Genomic DNA, 17,000 nt, shown 5'->3' with positions numbered 1-17,000 from the left:
CATGACGAAGATCGACACGAGCAGCCCGGAGCAGGTGCTGCCCACCCCGTCCCACACGGTCGGCCCGTTCTACGGCTACGCCCTGCCCTTCCGCGGCGGCGAGGAGATCGCCCCGCTCGGCCACCCGGACACGATCACCGTGCACGGCTATGTCCTCGACGGCGAGGGCGAGCCGCTGCCGGACGCCCTGGTCGAACTGTGGGGGCCGCGCCCCGACGGCACGGTGCCGCGGGTCGACGGTTCCATCCGGCGCGACCCGGCCACCGGCGGCTACCTCGGCCGCAACGGCGTGGAGTTCACCGGCTGGGGCCGCATCCAGACCGACGCCGACGGCCACTGGTACGCCCGTACGCTCCGCCCCGGCACCCGTGGGCAGAGCGCACCGTACCTCAGCGTCTGCGTCTTCGCGCGCGGCCTGCTGGTCCACCTGTTCACCCGCGTCTACCTGCCTGACGACGCCGCGGCGCTCGCCGCCGACCCGCTGCTCACCCGGGTGGGCGACCGGCGCGACACACTGATCGCCGCCGAGGAGGGCCCGGGCACCTACCGTTTCGACATCCGCCTTCAGGGCGAGGGCGAGACGGTCTTCCTGGAGTTCCAGTGACACCTGCGTCCCCTCCGTACGCCGACACCGGCCTGCTCGCGCCCGAGTGGGGGCAGTCGGGCGCCGCGTCCGCGACCAGTGACCACGCGTATCTGCGGGCGCTGCTCGACGCCGAGGCGGCGCTGACCCGCGCGCAGGCCGCGCTGGGGCTCGCCCCGGCCGAGGCCGCGGCGGCGGTGACCGAGGCTGCCGTGCCGGACCGGTTCGGCATCCGCTCCCTGGCGGCTCGGACCCCGGCCGGCGGCAACCCGGTCATCCCGCTGGTCGCCGACCTGACCAGGGAGGTCGGCGACCAGTACGGCCCCTACGTGCACAGGGGCGCCACCAGCCAGGACATCATGGACACGGCGACGATGCTGGTCGCCGTGCGCGCCCTCGGCCCGGTCCTGGCCGACCTGGGCCGCACCGAGCGGGCGCTGGCCCGGCTCGCCGCCGAGCACCGGGACACGGCGATGCCGGGACGGACGCTCACCCAGCACGCCGTACCGACCACGTTCGGGCTGAAGGCGGCCGGCTGGCGCTCGCTGGTCCTGGACGCAACGGACCGCGTCACCCGGGTACGGGACTCGCTCCCTGCCCAACTCGGCGGCGCGGCCGGTACGCTGGCGGCCTTCCAGGCGTACGGCGCCCAGGACGCAGCCGCGCTGACGGCGGCGTACGCCCGCGAGGCAGGTCTTGCCGCACCGGCGTTGCCCTGGCACACGCTGCGCACGCCGATCGCCGACCTGGCGGGGTGCCTGGCCTTCACCACGGGCGCCCTGGGCAAGCTCGCCGTGGATGTACTGACGCTGTCGCGCACCGAGATCGGCGAGGTGAGCGAGGGCAGCGGCGGCGGTTCGTCGGCCATGCCGCACAAGGCGAACCCCGTGCACTCCACGCTCCTCCTGGCCGCCGCCCGGCGTGCCCCTCAGCTCGCGGCCACGCTGTACGGCTCCGTCGCCGCCGAGGACGAGCGGCCGGCCGGCGCCTGGCATGCCGAGTGGGAGCCGCTGCGCGACCTGCTCCGGCTGGCGGGCGGCTCGGCCTCCCACGCGGCCGAGCTGGCCGAGGGCCTGCGCGTGAACGCCGAGGTCATGCGCCGCAACCTGCACGTCACCGGCGGGCTGATCGTCTCCGAGCGGCTGTCCGCCGCCCTCGCGCCCCGGCTCGGCCGCGCCCGGGCCAAGGCGCTGCTCACCGACCTCGCCCGCCGCACCCACGCCGAGGGCCGCTCGCTCGGTGAACTACTCGCCGAGGAGCCGGAGTTGAAGGACGTGGACCTGGCCGCCCTCACCGATCCCACCCGCTACACCGGTTTCGCCGGTGCCCTCACCGACCGTGCCCTGGAGCGACGTTGACCGAGAAACTCCTCAACCACCGGGCAGAAGGCCCCGCCTCGGCGCCCCCGCTGCTGCTGGGGCCGTCGCTCGGCACCTCGTACGCCCTGTGGGACGCGGTCGCGCCGGAGCTGTCGGCCGCCCGTCGCGTGGTGCGCTGGGACCTGCCCGGCCACGGCGGATCGGCGCCCGAGCTGATCGGGCCGGGTGCGACCGTCGGCGACCTGGCCGCGCTGGTGCTGGCCCTCGCCGACGCGCTCGGCATCGACCGGTTCGCCTATGCCGGCGTCTCCCTCGGCGGCGCCGTCGGCCTCCACCTGGCCGTGCACCACCCCGACCGGCTGACCTCGCTGGCCGTGCTGTGCTCCTCCGCCCACTTCGGCGGCGCCACGGCCTGGCGCGAGCGGGCTCAGCGGGTGCGCGGCGAGGGCATGGAGTGGCTGGTGGAGAGCGCCGACGCGCGCTGGTTCACCCCCGGCTTCAGCGTGCCGGGGCTGGTCCGGGACCACCGGGAGGCCGATCCGGAGGCGTACGCCGCCTGCTGCGACGCGCTCGCCGCGTTCGACCTGCGCGACCGGCTCGGCGACATCGCCGTACCGACACTCCTCGTGGCGGGCAAGCAGGATCCCGCGACACCGCCCGCGCATCTGCGGGAGATCGCCGACGCGGTGCCCGGCTCGACGCTGGTGGAGCTGCCCGGCGCCTCCCATCTGGCGCCCGCCGAGTGCCCTCGGGCCGTGCTGACGGCGCTGCGCACCCAGCTCGACGGGCCCTGGGCGAGCGGCATGGCGGTGCGCCGGGAGGTGCTGGGCGACGCGCACGTGGACCGGGCGCAGGCCCGGCAGACCCCGTTCACCGCCCGGTTCCAGGACTTCATCTCCCGCTACGCCTGGGGCGAGATCTGGACCGATCCGACGCTGTCCCGGCGCGAGCGCAGCATGATCACGCTGACCGCGCTGGTCGCGCACGGCCACTACGACGAACTGGCCATGCACGTCCGGGCGGCGCGCCGCAACGGGCTGACGCCCGAGGAGATAGGCGCGGTGCTGCTGCAGACCGCCGTGTACTGCGGGGTGCCGGCCGCCAACTCCGCGTTCGCGACGGCCCAGCGGGTCCTCGCCGAGGCGGACGAGGAGGAGGGGCGGGCCTAGGTTCTGTCGTGAAATGTCACGCCCACATCAGCAGGGCTGCGAGGGTGACTGCTGCTTGGTAGGACTCGGTGGTCTTGTCGTACCGGGTGGCGATGCCGCGCCACTGCTTCAGCTTGTTGGAGCACCGTTCCACCACGTCGCGCCGCTTGTAGGCGTCGCGATCGAAGGCCGGGGGCCGTCCACCACGGCTGCCGCGGTTCAACCGGTTGCGGACCTGGTCGGCTCGCTCGGGAATGGTGCGGCTGATCCCGCGCCGACGCAGCCGGCTTCGGATCGCCCTGGAGCTGTAGGCCTAGTCGCCCAGGACGTGTGAGGGTCGCACCCGGGGCCGTCCCGGACCCATCTCGGGCACCCGGATCGCTCCATCACGGCGATGAACTGTGTGCAGTCGTTGGTGTTGCCGCCCGTGACGGTGAAGGCGAGCGGGCGGCCGGCGCCGTCGCAGGCCAGGTGAATCTTGCTGGTCAGGCCGCCTCGGGAGCGTCCGAGCGCCGGGTTGCGGAGCCCCCTTTTCGGGCGCCGGCGGCACGCTGGTGGGCGCGGACGATCGTGGAGTCGACCGACACCAGCCAGTCGATGTCCCCGGCGGCGTCCGCCCGGATCTGGGCGGCGCGGAGCATCCGCTCGAACGTGCCGTCCGCCGCCCACCGGCGAAAACGGGTGTGCAGCGTGGCCCACGGCCCGTACCGCTCGGGCACGTCCCGCCAGGCCGTGCCTGTACGGAACTTCCACACGATCCCGTTGAGGACCCTGCGGTCGTCCAGCCGGTTGCGCCCACGCGACGACATGGGCAGCAACGGCCGGACGAACTCCCATTCAGCATCGGACAGTTCATGGCCACTCAAGATCATTTGAAGACAGACCCTAGTCGGGTGAAGGGGCTACAGAGCTGGAGCCCTGTGTGCCGCAGCATTCGGTCAATGCTTGACGGGCCGCGTCGATGCGATGTTCAGGTGACTCGTCCGAGATGGCCCATGCGATATAGGCGTCTGGTCTGACCAGAACACTCTTTTTGGTAGCGCCCTTCGGGGATACGATCTCCACCTCGCCGGCCCACTCTGTGATCAGTGAGGGGAAGCGCTCCGTGTCGGACGGTGTGACAAGGACGAACCGTCGCTTACGGAGGGCTTCGTAGAGTCTGCGTCCGTCGCTGAGGGGGACGTCAGGTGCCCGCTTCCCGACAAGGGGATGCGCGCCGACCGCGGCGGCGTAGGAAATGTCGATTCCCGAGATTGCCATGGCCAGTCGTCGGGCCACTGGTGGGGTTTGCAGCACCGTACGCGCTGACAAGTCACGGAGGCCGCACAATGCCCGTGGTGTGGTGAGGACGCCGCGGAGCAGTGCCCCGCTCATCCGCAGAACCCGGTGTCCCACCGGGTGCCGTTCGTTCTGATAGGTGTCGAGCAGGGTGTCTGGTGCGCGGCCACGCTGAACGGCTGCGAGTTTCCAGCTCAGGTTTGCGGAGTCCTGGATGCTGGTGTTGAGGCCCATGCCGCCGGCCGGGGAATGGACGTGGGCGGCGTCGCCGACGAGGAATACTCGGCCTACTCGGTAGCGGGGTGACTGGCGTTCGTCGCTGTGGAATCTGGAGAGCCAGCGAGGGTCGTGCATGCCGAAGTCGCTGCCGAGCGCCTGGCGGGCGACGTCTTTGATTTCTTCCAGATCGACCGATGCGTTGTCGGGCATGGGGTGGTGGCGATTCCAGGCCATGACCCTGAACCAGCCGTCGCCGAACGGGACGACAATGGCGAAGGCGTCTCCGGTCGCTGCCACGGTGGGCGGCTTCTTCGGCGGATCAGCCATCCGGACGTCTGCGAGCATCATGGAGCGAACGGCGGAGCGGCCGGGGAATGGGAGGCCGAGGGACTGGCGCACGCAGCTGTTCCGTCCGTCTGCGCCGACGACGAAGTCTGCGCGCAGGCTGTGTTCAGTGCCGGCTGGTGTCTTCACGGTGACGTCGACACCGCTCGGGTCTTGCTGGACGCCAGTCACTTCGTGGGCCCGCATGATGTTCACGCCGTGTGTCAGGGCGCGGGACAGGAGCAGTCGCTCGGTGTTGTACTGGGGCGTCACGAGCACGTGGGGGTAACGGGTCGGCAGGTGCGACAGATCGATCCGCAGAAATTGCAAGATCGGGTTGCGGAGGCCGGTCAGCAGCAGGTCGTCGGCCAGGCCGCGGGCGTCCAGTTGCTCCATCGTTCGGGCGTGAACGGCGAATGCGCGTGTCAGCTGGGATTCCCCTTCTCGCCGTTCCACGACGGTGCAGCGCACTCCGGCCTCGGCCAGGTCACCTGCGAGCAGCAACCCCGCTGGACCAGCACCGACGACCAGCACCTCAACGTCGGATCCCATGTCCTGCCCTCCGCGTGTCACAGAACGAGTAGTAACGACCCGTGATCACCTGGCTGCCGCCCGCCACCGGTGGTGATGCTCAGGGCGGGTGGGTGACCGTGCCCGGGAGTTCACTCGGGTGGCGTGACCGGTGAATTCTCCTGACCGCAAGGACCACCGTACGAGACAGACCACTTCCTCGCCTGTCAGGCAACGGCCGTCCCACTCGTACCGAGGCGGTGGTTCCAGACGCGCTGAATCGCTGCCCGACAACTATGTTGACCTCATGCGGCGCCGCTTTCGCGTCACATCCCCGGAGGGCGTGACGTAAGGGGCCCGCGAGCGGACATCGAGAGGAGCGCAACCATGCCCTTCGCCACCGCCGAGGACGGCACGCAGATCTTCTACAAGGACTGGGGCTCGGGCCAGCCCGTGCTCTTCTCCCACGGCTGGCCGCTCACCGCCGACGCCTGGGACCCCCAGATGAAGCTCATGGTGGACAACGGATTCCGCGCCATCGCCCACGACCGGCGCGGTGGCGGCCGCTCCGGTCAGCCCTGGGACGGCAACAACCTCGACACGTACGCCGACGACCTGGCCGCGGTCATCGAAACCGAGGATCTGCACGACGTCATTCTGGTCGGGCACTCCACCGGCGGCGGCGAAGTCACCCGCTACATCGGCCGGCACGGCACGGCACGGGTCGCCAAGCTGGTCCTGCTCGGCGCGATCCCGCCGCTGATGCTGAAGACGGAAGCCAACCCTGAGGGCCTGCCGATCGAGGTGTTCGACGAGATCCGCCAGGGTGTGCTCACGGACCGCTCGCAGTACTACAAGGACCTCAGTGCCCCGTTCTACGGTGCCAACCGTGAGGGCTCGACCGTCTCCCAGGGAACGCGTGACGAGTTCTGGCTCTGGAGCATGACAGTCGGCATCAAGGGCGCCTACGACTGCATCAAGGCGTTCTCCGAGACGGACACGACCGAGGACCTGAAGAAGGTCGATGTGCCGACATTGATCGTGCATGGCGACGACGACCAGATCGTGCCCATCGTCTCCGCGGGCGCCAAATCATCCAAGATCGTCAAGGGCGCGCAGTACAAGGTCTACGAGGGCGCACCTCATGGCCTTGCGATGGTGCCCAAGTACGCCGAGATCTTCAACAAAGACCTGCTTGAGTTCGCGCGGAGTTAGCGGCGGCTCGCGCTCCGGTGAACGGCAGCACTACCGCTGGAACTGCTGGGAATCGGCGCTGTGAATCGGCCGCCCGGGAGCGCCGGCTCATCGCCTGACAGACCGCGCGTCGGCCGCATGCGCAAAGGGCATTCGCCGGTCGGCCGCCGCACACCTGCGTTAGGCAGCGGCGGCGGTCGGGCGCCCCCGAACCATGTCCCGGACAACTACATCCGGAGCGGCTGAATCTGGCTCGGCGGCCAGGTTGATCGGTTCGCCGTGTCAGCCGACCGGGCTTGCGCCTTGCTGGAAGACGTTGATGAGATTTCCGTCGTTGTCACGGATCGCGGTCGAGATACTGCCGTCGCCGAGGTCCATCTGCTCCCAGACGGTCGTCACCCCCAGATCACGGAAGGTGCGGGTCACGCTGTCGAGGTCCTCGACACGGAAGACCAGGGCCTTGTTGCCGATTGGGCGGATGTGGGCGGGGGGCTCTGCCGTCAGTTCAGGGATCCGCACACCGTTTGCGGGCTGAAGGAGCTCCAGCCGGAAACCGGGCCCCTCCAAGAAGGCAACGTCCGCTCCGATGGCGTCGAAGCGGGACTTTGCCAGCAGGGTGAGGCCGAACACCCGGTTCCACCACTGGATCGACGCGTCGAGGTCACTGACGGAAATCGTCACGTTGTGGAGGCTGTAGGTGAAGAGCGGCTGGGGAGGGGTGGTCATGGTGATCACTTTTCGTTGAGGGTGTGCAGTCGTTTGCGGAGGGGCACGCGAGATCCTCGCGCAGTCCCGCCCGGCGTTTCCCTGCCGTGCAGCGGAACAGTCTGTACCTGTCTACCGCCGACCCGACGCCCCCTTGCAGTAGCGAATCCGCGGGTCGCAGTTCAAAGGTAGAGTTTATGGACCGCACAGTCAAGAACGTATGTCTCCTTCACGTGCCTTGCGAAGTCAGTCGATCAATGCACTATTTGAGCGCTCGCCGCGCCGTCGGCATGCGAAAGAGAGCCGCGAACAAGGTCCTGTGCGGGAATCCGTAGAGCTCGCCCTCAGCGCTCGTGTGAAACGGTCCGGCGCCGTCGGCTGCCAGAGCGTCGTCCGGCCCGCGGTGAGGCGCAGCCGCACGGCCGAAGAGGGCCCACTCAAGGGCGTGACGAAAGGGGCGGGCCGCCAACTGTGCCGGGGTGGGCGGCCGGGCCACTCGTGGGAACGTTCGGAGGGCAGATGAGCTGGACGCTCGCGTGCCGACCCAGGCGGGCCCATCCGGATCGCTGTTTGTCGGCATATCACCTGTGGACGATGCCGACCCGCAGGATGGTCAGTGCCGGGACAGCTGCTTGAGGGCGGCCTGGCCTATCTGCAGCAGAGCTGAGCCGTCCATGTCGGTCTTGGCGAGAAACTCGATGCCCTGCATGACGGCGAGGAGCAGTCGCCCGAGCTCCTGGGCGTCCGCGCTCGGTTCGACCGTCCCGTCGTCCTGGGCTTCCTTTACGCAGGCGATCAGAAGATCTTCGACCGCCTGATAGGTGGTCCGGGCCCGGGAGACCACATCCGGATCGTTGCTGTGCAGCTCGGACGTGCTGTTGACCAGAAGACAGCCGCGGCGCTGCGGGTCCTCCGTGAATCCCTTGGCCACCCCCTCAACGAGCAGGGTCAGGCGTTCGAAGGGCGTCCCGGGCCCGGTGAGGACCGCCCGGACGCCGTTCAGCTGTTCCTCGCGGTAGCCGTCCAGTACGTGCAAGAACAGCTGCCGCTTGTCGCCGAAGGCGCCGTAGAGACTTCCCTTGCCCAGTCCGGTGGCGTCCGTCAGGTTCTGCAGTGATGTAGCCGCGTATCCCTGATTCCAGAACTGCTCGCGCGCAGACTCCAGTACCTGGTTGTCATCGAAATTCCGCGGTCGTCCCATGACAAGAGCATACGCCCTTCTTGACCTAGCGGTCCAGATCGTCGGGCGCGCAGCACTGGCCCGGGCTGCTCGTGGTGACGCGGGAGGACCTGGGCGGCCCCTTCGTCGCCGCCGTGCGGGGCGCCGTGCAGGGTGAGGCCGGGCGATAGGGGGGTGCAATGCATGGCTCTCCGTCAGGGGTTTTCCCGGCGCCCTCGCGGACAGGCCTGCGCCGGCCACCCTGTCGCGCCTCGACAGCGTGTCCGCGGTCACGTTTTTGTCCGTGCGGTCCATAACAAGGTTCTTTACCGTATAGTCCATAACTGGGCTCGGGGCCGTCCGGTTCGGGCCTTAAAACTGCAGTGACACTTGGTGCACGACTTCTGGCGTTCGCACCGGACAGGGGTAAACGATCATGGGACAGCTTGACGGGAAGACGGCAGTCATCACCGGAGGCAACAGCGGAATCGGACTGGCCACCGCCAAGCGATTCGCACGTGAAGGCGCCCACGTGTTCATCACCGGCCGCCGGCAGGAGGCCCTCGACGCCGCGCTGGCCGAGATCGGCGGCGAAGCCACCGCCGTCAGGGGCGACGTCGCGGATCTCGCGGACATCGACCGCCTCTACGCGGCTGTCGCCGAGCGAGGCCGCCCCATCGACGTACTGTTCGCCAACGCGGGCGGCGGTGAGTTCGCTGCTCTTGAGCAGGTCACCGAGGAGCACTTCGACGCCACCTTCAACATCAACGTACGGGGAATGCTCTTCACTGTTCAGAAGGCCATTCCGCTGCTCAACGACGGCGCCTCGGTGATCCTGACCGGATCGACTGCCGCGACCTCAGGGGGCGTCGCCTTTGGCGTGTACGCCGCGTCCAAGGCTGCGGTCCGTTCCTTCTCGCGCACCTGGGCCAACGAACTAAGCGGCCGCGCGATCCGGGTGAACACCCTCGTCCCCGGCCCGATCGTCACCCCGGGCATCACCGGCCTGGCTGCCGACGCCGACCAGGCCGCACAGATGAGGGACGCCTTCGCCAGCCAGATTCCGCTGGGTCGCATGGGGCAGCCGGACGAGGCCGCTGCTGCCGCACTGTTCCTCGCCAGCAATGAGAGCAGCTTCGTCACCGGATCCGAGCTTTTCGTGGATGGCGGACTCAACCAGATCTGATCGCCGCAAGAGGATGCGCTGTGCCTGTCCCGGCGAAGACGACAGTCGCCCTGTCCGCGTCGCGATCACACCGGTAGTCACACCGAACCTAACGGGCGGGCGCAGCCCCGTCAGTGTGTACGCAAACGATGGCATCCGGAATCCGAGGTTGATCCCTGGGAGTGGACACCGGGTTTCATGCGACGAGTGACGGTGTATGGGATGTGGTCAGTTGCTGTTCGAACTCGGCTGGTGTGAGGTAGCCGAGCGCGGAATGCCGACGGCGCCGGTTGTAGTACGACAGCCAGCGGAACAGCTCCAGCCGAGTCTGTGCCTTTGAGGTCCAGTGCCTTCCGTGGAGCAACTCGCGCTTGAGGCCTTGGAAGAACGAGTCGGCGAGGGCATTGTCATAGCTTGAGCCGACCCGGCCCATGCCGCGGCGGATGCCATGCCGGCGGCAGACATCGGCGAAGGCGGCCGCGCTGTATTGGGCGCCTCTGTCCGTGTGGAAAACGACGCCGCGAACCCGGCCGCCGCGGGCGGCCACGGCCATCTCGATCGCGTCGGTGACCAGCGAGGTGCGCATGTGGTCGGCGATCGACCAGCCCACCACCTTCCTGGAGCAGATGTCGATCACTGTGGCGAGATAGAGCCACGTCGAGGCGACGGCTGTGTAAGTGATGTCGCCGCACCGCATGGTATTCAGCGTGTCCGCGGTGAAGTCGCGCATGCCCAGGTCCGGCGCGGGCGGCGCGGTCCTGTCTGCGATCGTCGTCCGCTTCTTCTTGCGTAGGTGCCGGCCGACGATGTGGTTGATCCGCATCAGCCGGGTGACGCGCTTGCGCTGATCTTCCGTTCCCTCGCACGCAGTTCAGCATGGACGCGCGGCGCCCCGTACGCCCCCTGGTGTTCGGCGTGGATGGCGCGGATCTCGCTCACGGCCCGCTTCTCCTCGACCCGCCGCTCGGCGCGGGCCTGCTCGGTGGCCAGATGACGGCAGTAGCCGGCGCGGGACGCTCCGAGCACCCGGCAGATCCGCCGCACGCCGAAGCCGGCGCGGTTCTCGGAGATGAAGTCCCAGCGGTGGGGGCTCACTTCACCTCTCGGGCGAAATAGGCCGCTGCCCTGCGCAGGATCTCGCGTTCCAGCTGCCACTCTTGCTCGGCCTTGAGCAGCCGGGCGTTCTCCGCCCGCAGCGGGGCCAGCTCCTCCGCCGCGTTCCCTCTGCCATCGCGGCCCTCGGGCGCGGCATGGGCCTCATCCTTGCGCACCCAGGCCCGAAGCGACTCGGCGGTGATGCCGAGATCCGCGGCCACCGCCCCGTACGTCCGCTTACGGCCGCGGCGCGGTACAGCGCGACGGCGTCCTTCCTGAACTCCTCCGGATACGGAGACCTGCGTCCCACCTGGACATCCCTCCCTGGACCATCAAGATCCACTGTCGCGGTGTCCACTCCAAAGGATCAGCCTGACTTGGCGACCTGGCCGACCGAGCGGTCACCGCATTGGCACAGCTCGACGATCTCGGCCTTGAACTCCGGCGTGAACCAGCGGCGAGGACGCGGCTCCCGGAGGGCTGTGGGCGCCCTACTACAACGAAAGATCGGTGAGGACCAGCACACGCTCATAGGTGTAGTCCGCCATGGCGAACTTCACTCCTTCGCGGCCGACACCAGACTGCTTGACCCCGCCGTAGGGCATCTGGTCGGCGCGATAGGAGGGCACGTCGCCGATCACGACTCCGCCGACTTCCAGAGCCCGATGTGCCCGGAAGGCAGCCTGCAGGTTGCGTGTGAACACCCCCGTCTGCAGCCCGTACTTGGAGTCGTTCACGGCCGCGAAGGCCTCGGCCTCGCTGGACACCTTGAGTACCGTCAGAACTGGCCCGAAGACCTCCTCGCAGGCCAGGGTCGTGTCTGCTGGAACATCCGCGAGGACTGTAGGCGTGTACGAGGCGCCCTCCCGCTTGCCGCCCGTATACAGCGTGGCACCGGAACCGACGGCTTCGTCGACCCATGACTCGACGCGGCACGCTGCGTCCTCACTGACAAGCGGACCCACATCAGTTCTGTCATTCGAAGGGTCCCCGGTGACCTGAGATTTGACGGCTGCGACGATACGCGGCAACAGCCGGTCGTACACCGCGGCGTCAGCTATCACACGCTGCACAGAGATACAGGACTGTCCGCCCTGGTAGTTGGAGAACGTAGCGATGCGCGCGGCGGCCCGGTCAAGATCCTCGTCGCTCGTAAAGTCGGCCAACACCACGGCAGCACCGTTCCCGCCCAGCTCCAACGTGCAGTGCTTTCTGGGAACGGAGTCCATGATGGCGTACCCGACCCTCTCGGAGCCGGTGAACGAGATAACGGGCAGGCGCTCGTCCTGCACCAGTCCCGGCATCCGGTCATTGGCGACCGGCAGGATGCTCCATGAACCGGCCGGCAGTTCGGTCTCGGCAAGGAGGTCACCGATGATCAGACCCGAGAGCGGAGTATCGGGCGCCGGCTTCAGGATGATCGGGGCGCCGGCCGCGATAGCCGGGGCGACTTTGTGGGCACACTGGTTCAGCGGGAAGTTGAACGGCGTGATCCCCAGCACAACGCCCTTCGGGAAACGGCGGGTGAGCGCGAGTCGGCCCTGGCCGCCGGCGTCAGTGTCGAGCCGCTGAGCCTCACCGCTATTGAAGCGGCGGGCTTCCTCCGCGGCGAACCGGAACACGGACACCGCACGGCCGACCTCTACGCGAGCCCACTTGATCGGCTTTCCGTTCTCCGCGGAGATGAGCTGCGCGATCTCCTCGCTGCGCTCCATAAGGCGCTTGCTCACGTGGTCGAGCGCGGCGGCACGAACATATGCGGGAGTAGCCGCGAACTCATCGCGAACGGCGTACGCCGCCGCCACCGCCTCGTCCACCTGCTCATCGGTGGGCACACTGACCTCTCCGATGAGCTGACCGGTCCAGGGGGAGGTAACAGCCAAGGTCGTCTCACCGCTGGCCGGACGGCCGGCGAGCCAGAAAGCGCGGGTGGAAATCATGTCCGGTCATGGCCCTTTACGTCTGAAGGTGCGCTGACGTTCATCCGCCAACCGTTACACCGTAGGACCGCCGAGGTGACGGACGACTTGTACGTGGTGTAGTGATCGCATGCACGCGCATGCCCGAAGGTAGCCTTGAGCGCGATCGCCCGTCCCTTGACCGAAAACTCGGGTCTGCCGCACGATCGGGTGACAACCTGTCACCCGAACCTGCATCAGACCCCTGAACCACTGGGGGATCCAGCAGGCTCGGCCGTCGCGAGGTGAAACGAGTCGCCCCCTACCGAAACCGGTACTTTCCTTCGCACCCCGTACGCAAACTGCGTACAGGAGGGTCAGCGGGTCAAGCAGCAGTCACCCTCGCAGCCCTGCTGATGTGGGCGTGACATTTAACGACAGAGCCTAGGGCCGAGGGTGACCCTGCCGGTCGTAGCTACAGCAGCACCTGCCTCGCGGCGCCGGGCCGTGCCTAGGGTGGCAGCATGTCCACCATTCTGATCACCGGCGCCACCTCCGGACTCGGCCGGTACGTGGCCTTCGAACTGGTCCGTTCCGGCCATGTCGTCCTCGCCCACGGCCGGGACCGGGACCGCACCGAGCGGCTGGTCGCGGAGCTGCGCACCGAGGGCGAGGCCGAGGGGTTCGTCGCCGACCTGGCCCGCCTAGCCGAGGTGCGTGAGCTCGGCGCCCGGGTCGCCGAGGCGCACCCCGGCCTCGACGTGCTGATCAACAACGCGGCGGCGGGCGGCGGCGCGCCCGGCTCCGGACGGGAGCTGAGCGCCGACGGCCACGAGCTGCGGCTCGCCGTGAACTACCTCGCGCCCGTCGTCCTCACCCGGTCGCTGCTGCCGGTCCTGCGGGCCAACGCGCCGGCTCGGATCGTGAACGTCGGCTCGGCCGGCCAGGAACCCCTCGACTTCTCCGACCCGGAGCTCACCCGCGGCTACACCGGCATGTCGGCGTACTGCCGCAGCAAGTTCGCGCTCGCCGCGCACACCTTCACACTCGCCGAGGAACTCGCGGACAGCGGGGTGTCGGTGAACGTCCTGCACCCGGCCACCTTCATGGACACGGCGATGGTCCGCGAGAGCGAGATCGCCCCGTGGAACTCGGTCGCCGACGGCGCACCGGGCGTCCTGGCCCTGGCCACCGAGGAGTTGGGCAGCGGTGGCTACTTCGACGGCACGCGGCGGGCCCGGGCACACGAGGAGGCGTACGACCCGGAGGTACGCAAGCGGCTGGCGGCGGTCACGGAGCAGCTGCTCACGGTGTGAGGTCCGCGGCGGGGCGCTAGCGCAGTCCGCGTCCCGTCTCCAGCACCTCCCTCGCCTGGGCCACGAGTCCCTCCGCGCCGCAGGCCCGGGCGAGGTCCAGGCCCCGGTTCAGTTCCGCGACGGAGCGGGCGGCGATGCCGTACTCGACGCGGGCCGCCGCGTGTTCGTACTGGCAGGGTGAGGCCTCCAAGTAGGTGACGGCCTGGGCGGCGAGCTGGACCGCGCGCCCGCCGGTCTCCAGGGCGGCGGCGCAGCGCAGGGCCTCGCCGATGGCGGTGTCCGTGCCGAAGCGTTCGGCCTGCCGGCGGGCGTCGGCGGCGAGCTGCGCGGCACGGTCCGGGTGCTGTTCGGCGAGGGCCTTGGCGAGGTCGATGGACCAGGGCGAGAGGACCGGGTTGTGGCCGCCGCGCGAGGCGGCGGTCTTCTCGGCGGCCTCCAGCTCGTGGACGCCCTCCTCGGTGCGGCCGACGGCGAGCAGCAGCCGGCCCCGTACGCAGCGGATGTCGGGCAGCACGATCGTGGAGGGGTAGGGCGGCGCGAAGCCGTACTGCTCGGCGATCGACCAGGCCTCGTCGACCCGGCCGCGGGCCAGCAGGGTGTCGACCAGGCCGCAGGTCGCCGACCAGTACAGCGGCAGCCGGCGGCCGACGCGTTCGGCGAGGACCAGGGCCTCGCGCAGGGTGGACTCGGCGTCGCGCAGCCGGCCCTGCCTGCGGTAGGCGAGCCCGAGGAAGGCGTTGGCGAGGGAGAGGTGGCCGCCGCGCCAGCCGGCACCGGTGTAGACGCGCAGGGCCTCGGCGAAGAGGCTCTCGGCGCGGTCGAGCCGGTCGGTGTAGGCGTAGGCGCTGCCCAGCATCATCAGCAGCTCGATGCCCCACTCGGGGTCGGTCCAGCCGAGGCCGGGGGCGAGACGGCCGTTGACGAGGGCACGGTCGCACAGTTCGAGCACCTCGTCGGCGCTCTCGCCGTGGGTCATGGCGTCGAAGCCGCGCAGGATGAGCAGGGCGCGTTCGGCGTTGTCGCGGCCGGTGCAGGTGCTCGCGAGTTCGGCGAGGCGCCGGGAGCGGGCCGGGGAGACGGTCTCGCCGTGGATGCCCTCCCACATGAACTGCACGGCCTGCAGCCGCAGCTTCACGGGGCCGGGTTCGTGCCGGGCGGCCTCGGCCTCGACCGTGCGGACGGCCTCCTCCAGCTGGTCGTTGTGGAGCAGGGCCTGGGAGAGCCGGACCACGGCGTCCACCCGCCGTTCGCCGTCGAGGCCGGGCATGCCGAGGGCCTGCTGGAGGTGCTCGATGGTGACGGCGGGCGCGGTGAGCAGGGTGGCGCAGCCCAGTTCATACAGGACATGGGCGTGGACCTCGGGGAGCGGCGGCTCCTGCAGGGCGCGTTCCAGGCAGGTGTGGGCCGCGTCCGGCGCGCCGACGGCGAGGTGTTCGCGCGCGGCCTCGCGCAGCTGCTCGACGAGTTCCTCGTCGCCGTCCGGATGCACCTTCAGCAGGTGCCGGGCGGCCTGGGCGGCGCCGCGGCCCAGCTCGGTGATGATCTGGGCGGCGACGCCGTGCATGGCGGTGCACACCCCGGACGGGATGGAGTTGTAGACGGCGCTGGCGATGAGCGGGTGGACGAACTCCAGCTCGCCCTCCTCGCGTTCGGTGCCGGCGCCCTGTGTCCCGACGGGCTCGGGTTCGGTGAGGATGCGGGCGGAGCAGAGCAGTTCGGCGCAGTGCCGGGCGACGGACTCGTCCATGGTGGCGAGGCGGGCGACCATGCCGACGGTGATGCCGGTGCCGAGGATGGCGGCCGCCCAGGCGAACTGGGTGGCCTCCAGGCCGAGCCCCTTGAGCCGGTCGACCAGTCCGCCGCCGCGGGCGGCGCGGTTGAGGGCGCGCAGTTCACCGGCCCGGGCCTCGACCGGCTGCAGTTCGCTGTCCTGCACCTTGGCGAGGAGTTCGGTGGTCTCGTAGGGGTTGCCCGCGGTGACGGCCCAGACCTCGCGGCAGAACGCGTCGTCCGCGTGGCGGCCGAGGGTGGCACGGGTGAGCCCCGCCGCCGCGTCGGGCGTGAGGGCGCTGAGGTTGTTGACGGGGCGGGCCGCGGCGGCGGCCACCGCGTCGAGGTGGCGGGCGCTGTCGCCGCTCACCTCGCCGGGGCGGCGGGCGACCACGACGAGCACGGAGAGGTCGTCCAGGCGCTCGGCGAACGCGGCGAGCCAGCGCAGCGTCTCCTGGTCGGCCCAGTGCGCGTCGTCGATCAGCAGCACGAGCGGCCATTCGCGGCGGGCGAGCCGGCGCACCGCGGCGACCAGTCCGTCGCACACGTACTGCGGGTCGGCGGTACCCTCCTGGGGATCGGCTATGCCGAGGGCGGGTCCGGCGATGTCGTACCAGTCGCCGAGGTACTCGCGGGCCTCCTCGGGCAGCAACGACAGCAGGGCGGGCTGGAGCAGCTGCCGTACCACGTTGAACGGGACGGACTTCAGGGTCTCCGCGCCGCGGGCGGACCACACGGCGCAGCCTCGGCGTTCGGCGATGCGGCGTGTCTCGGCCAGGAGCGCGGTCTTGCCGAATCCCGCCTCGCCGCGGAAGACCAGCAGACTCCCCGCGGACGACTGGTCGGCGCACAGGAGGTCGAGTGCCTGTACGACGGTGCCGATCTCGGCGTCCCGCTCCCACAGGGAAGCCGAGGCGGCCGCCGGCGGCCGTCCCTCCGTCATCCCGTTACCTCCCCAGGTCGCCCGAATGACGTACAGACCCTGAGCGTAGCCGTCCGGTGGGGTGCGTGGTGGACGCTCGGGGCAGCTGTTGCCCCGGCGGGTGATAGCGGGTGCGGACACTCGACGCGCACCCGGCCCGAGCAGCCGGTCAGGCGGCGGACGGTGCGTCAACCGTTCGGCGGGGCGCGGTGATCCGGGCGTTCGGCGGCGGACGGCGCGGACGGCATGCCGGCAGGGCACGGGCGATCGGGGCGGCGGTTGCTGCGCGGGCCGGTGCCGTTGGTCGTGGAGGGGGCGGAACCGGGGCCGTAGCACGGCTGTGACCGGGAGCCGGAACAGGGCACGGGAAAATTCTCGGCGGTGAAATGTCCGCT

11 protein-coding genes and 2 pseudogenes are annotated in these 17,000 nt (G+C 69.7%); 6 read left to right on the top strand and 7 right to left on the bottom strand.

What is annotated here, in order from left to right:
• The first annotated feature begins 1 nt into the window (after nucleotide 1).
• The 3 genes from pcaG to pcaD are packed head-to-tail and all read left to right on the top strand — an operon-like array spanning nucleotide 2 to nucleotide 3,071.
• Nucleotides 2-604: a protocatechuate 3,4-dioxygenase subunit alpha gene (pcaG, locus tag ACQPXS_RS38840; RefSeq protein WP_433454139.1), complete on the top strand. Its 603-nt coding sequence runs from the start codon at nucleotides 2-4 to the stop codon at nucleotides 602-604.
• Nucleotides 601-1,941, top strand: a complete 1,341-nt coding sequence (gene pcaB / locus ACQPXS_RS38835; protein ID WP_433454138.1) for a 3-carboxy-cis,cis-muconate cycloisomerase — start codon at nucleotides 601-603, stop codon at nucleotides 1,939-1,941. Before pcaG ends, pcaB begins: the two co-directional genes overlap by 4 nt.
• Nucleotides 1,938-3,071, top strand: coding sequence for a 3-oxoadipate enol-lactonase (gene pcaD / locus ACQPXS_RS38830; protein WP_433454136.1), 1,134 nt, complete (start codon nucleotides 1,938-1,940; stop codon nucleotides 3,069-3,071). Before pcaB ends, pcaD begins: the two co-directional genes overlap by 4 nt.
• A gap of 16 nt (nucleotides 3,072-3,087) precedes the next feature.
• Here the strand turns inward: pcaD and ACQPXS_RS38825 are convergent.
• Nucleotides 3,088-3,922 (bottom strand): annotated as a pseudogene (locus ACQPXS_RS38825) (IS5 family transposase).
• A 13-nt stretch (nucleotides 3,923-3,935) separates the two neighbouring features.
• A complete protein-coding gene (locus ACQPXS_RS38820; RefSeq protein WP_433454134.1) occupies nucleotides 3,936-5,423 on the bottom strand; it encodes an FAD-dependent monooxygenase in 1,488 nt (495 codons plus the stop codon).
• 345 nt (nucleotides 5,424-5,768) lie between these two features.
• On the opposite strand from ACQPXS_RS38820, the gene ACQPXS_RS38815 reads away from it, so the two are divergent.
• Nucleotides 5,769-6,596 (top strand): alpha/beta fold hydrolase, encoded by an 828-nt coding sequence (locus ACQPXS_RS38815; RefSeq protein WP_030172753.1) that lies wholly within the window; start codon nucleotides 5,769-5,771, stop codon nucleotides 6,594-6,596.
• 261 nt (nucleotides 6,597-6,857) lie between these two features.
• Here ACQPXS_RS38815 and ACQPXS_RS38810 read toward each other — a convergent pair whose 3' ends face one another.
• A complete protein-coding gene (locus ACQPXS_RS38810; RefSeq protein ID WP_147474078.1) occupies nucleotides 6,858-7,301 on the bottom strand; it encodes a VOC family protein in 444 nt (147 codons plus the stop codon).
• A 592-nt stretch (nucleotides 7,302-7,893) separates the two neighbouring features.
• Nucleotides 7,894-8,481: a TetR/AcrR family transcriptional regulator gene (locus ACQPXS_RS38805; RefSeq protein WP_316768582.1), complete on the bottom strand. Its 588-nt coding sequence runs from the start codon at nucleotides 8,479-8,481 to the stop codon at nucleotides 7,894-7,896.
• Nucleotides 8,482-8,875: 394 nt separating this feature from the next.
• Here ACQPXS_RS38805 and ACQPXS_RS38800 point away from each other — a divergent pair, with 394 nt between their 5' ends.
• A complete protein-coding gene (locus ACQPXS_RS38800) occupies nucleotides 8,876-9,625 on the top strand; it encodes a glucose 1-dehydrogenase (protein ID WP_433454131.1) in 750 nt (249 codons plus the stop codon).
• A 175-nt stretch (nucleotides 9,626-9,800) separates the two neighbouring features.
• On the opposite strand, the pseudogene ACQPXS_RS38795 reads toward ACQPXS_RS38800, so the two are convergent.
• Nucleotides 9,801-11,009 (bottom strand): annotated as a pseudogene (locus ACQPXS_RS38795) (IS3 family transposase).
• A gap of 184 nt (nucleotides 11,010-11,193) precedes the next feature.
• Nucleotides 11,194-12,639, bottom strand: a complete 1,446-nt coding sequence (locus ACQPXS_RS38790) for an aldehyde dehydrogenase family protein (RefSeq protein WP_433454129.1) — start codon at nucleotides 12,637-12,639, stop codon at nucleotides 11,194-11,196.
• A gap of 482 nt (nucleotides 12,640-13,121) precedes the next feature.
• Here ACQPXS_RS38790 and ACQPXS_RS38785 point away from each other — a divergent pair, with 482 nt between their 5' ends.
• Nucleotides 13,122-13,913, top strand: a complete 792-nt coding sequence (locus ACQPXS_RS38785) for an SDR family NAD(P)-dependent oxidoreductase (RefSeq protein WP_433454127.1) — start codon at nucleotides 13,122-13,124, stop codon at nucleotides 13,911-13,913.
• A gap of 16 nt (nucleotides 13,914-13,929) precedes the next feature.
• Here the strand turns inward: ACQPXS_RS38785 and ACQPXS_RS38780 are convergent, their stop codons facing one another.
• A complete protein-coding gene (locus tag ACQPXS_RS38780; protein WP_433454125.1) occupies nucleotides 13,930-16,626 on the bottom strand; it encodes an ATP-binding protein in 2,697 nt (898 codons plus the stop codon).
• Between the last annotated feature and the right edge of the window lie 374 nt (nucleotides 16,627-17,000).

The organism is Streptomyces sp. CA-142005 (assembly GCF_050942335.1).
Taxonomy (GTDB): domain Bacteria; phylum Actinomycetota; class Actinomycetes; order Streptomycetales; family Streptomycetaceae; genus Streptomyces.
This window is presented reverse-complemented; position numbering and strand designations above follow the sequence as displayed.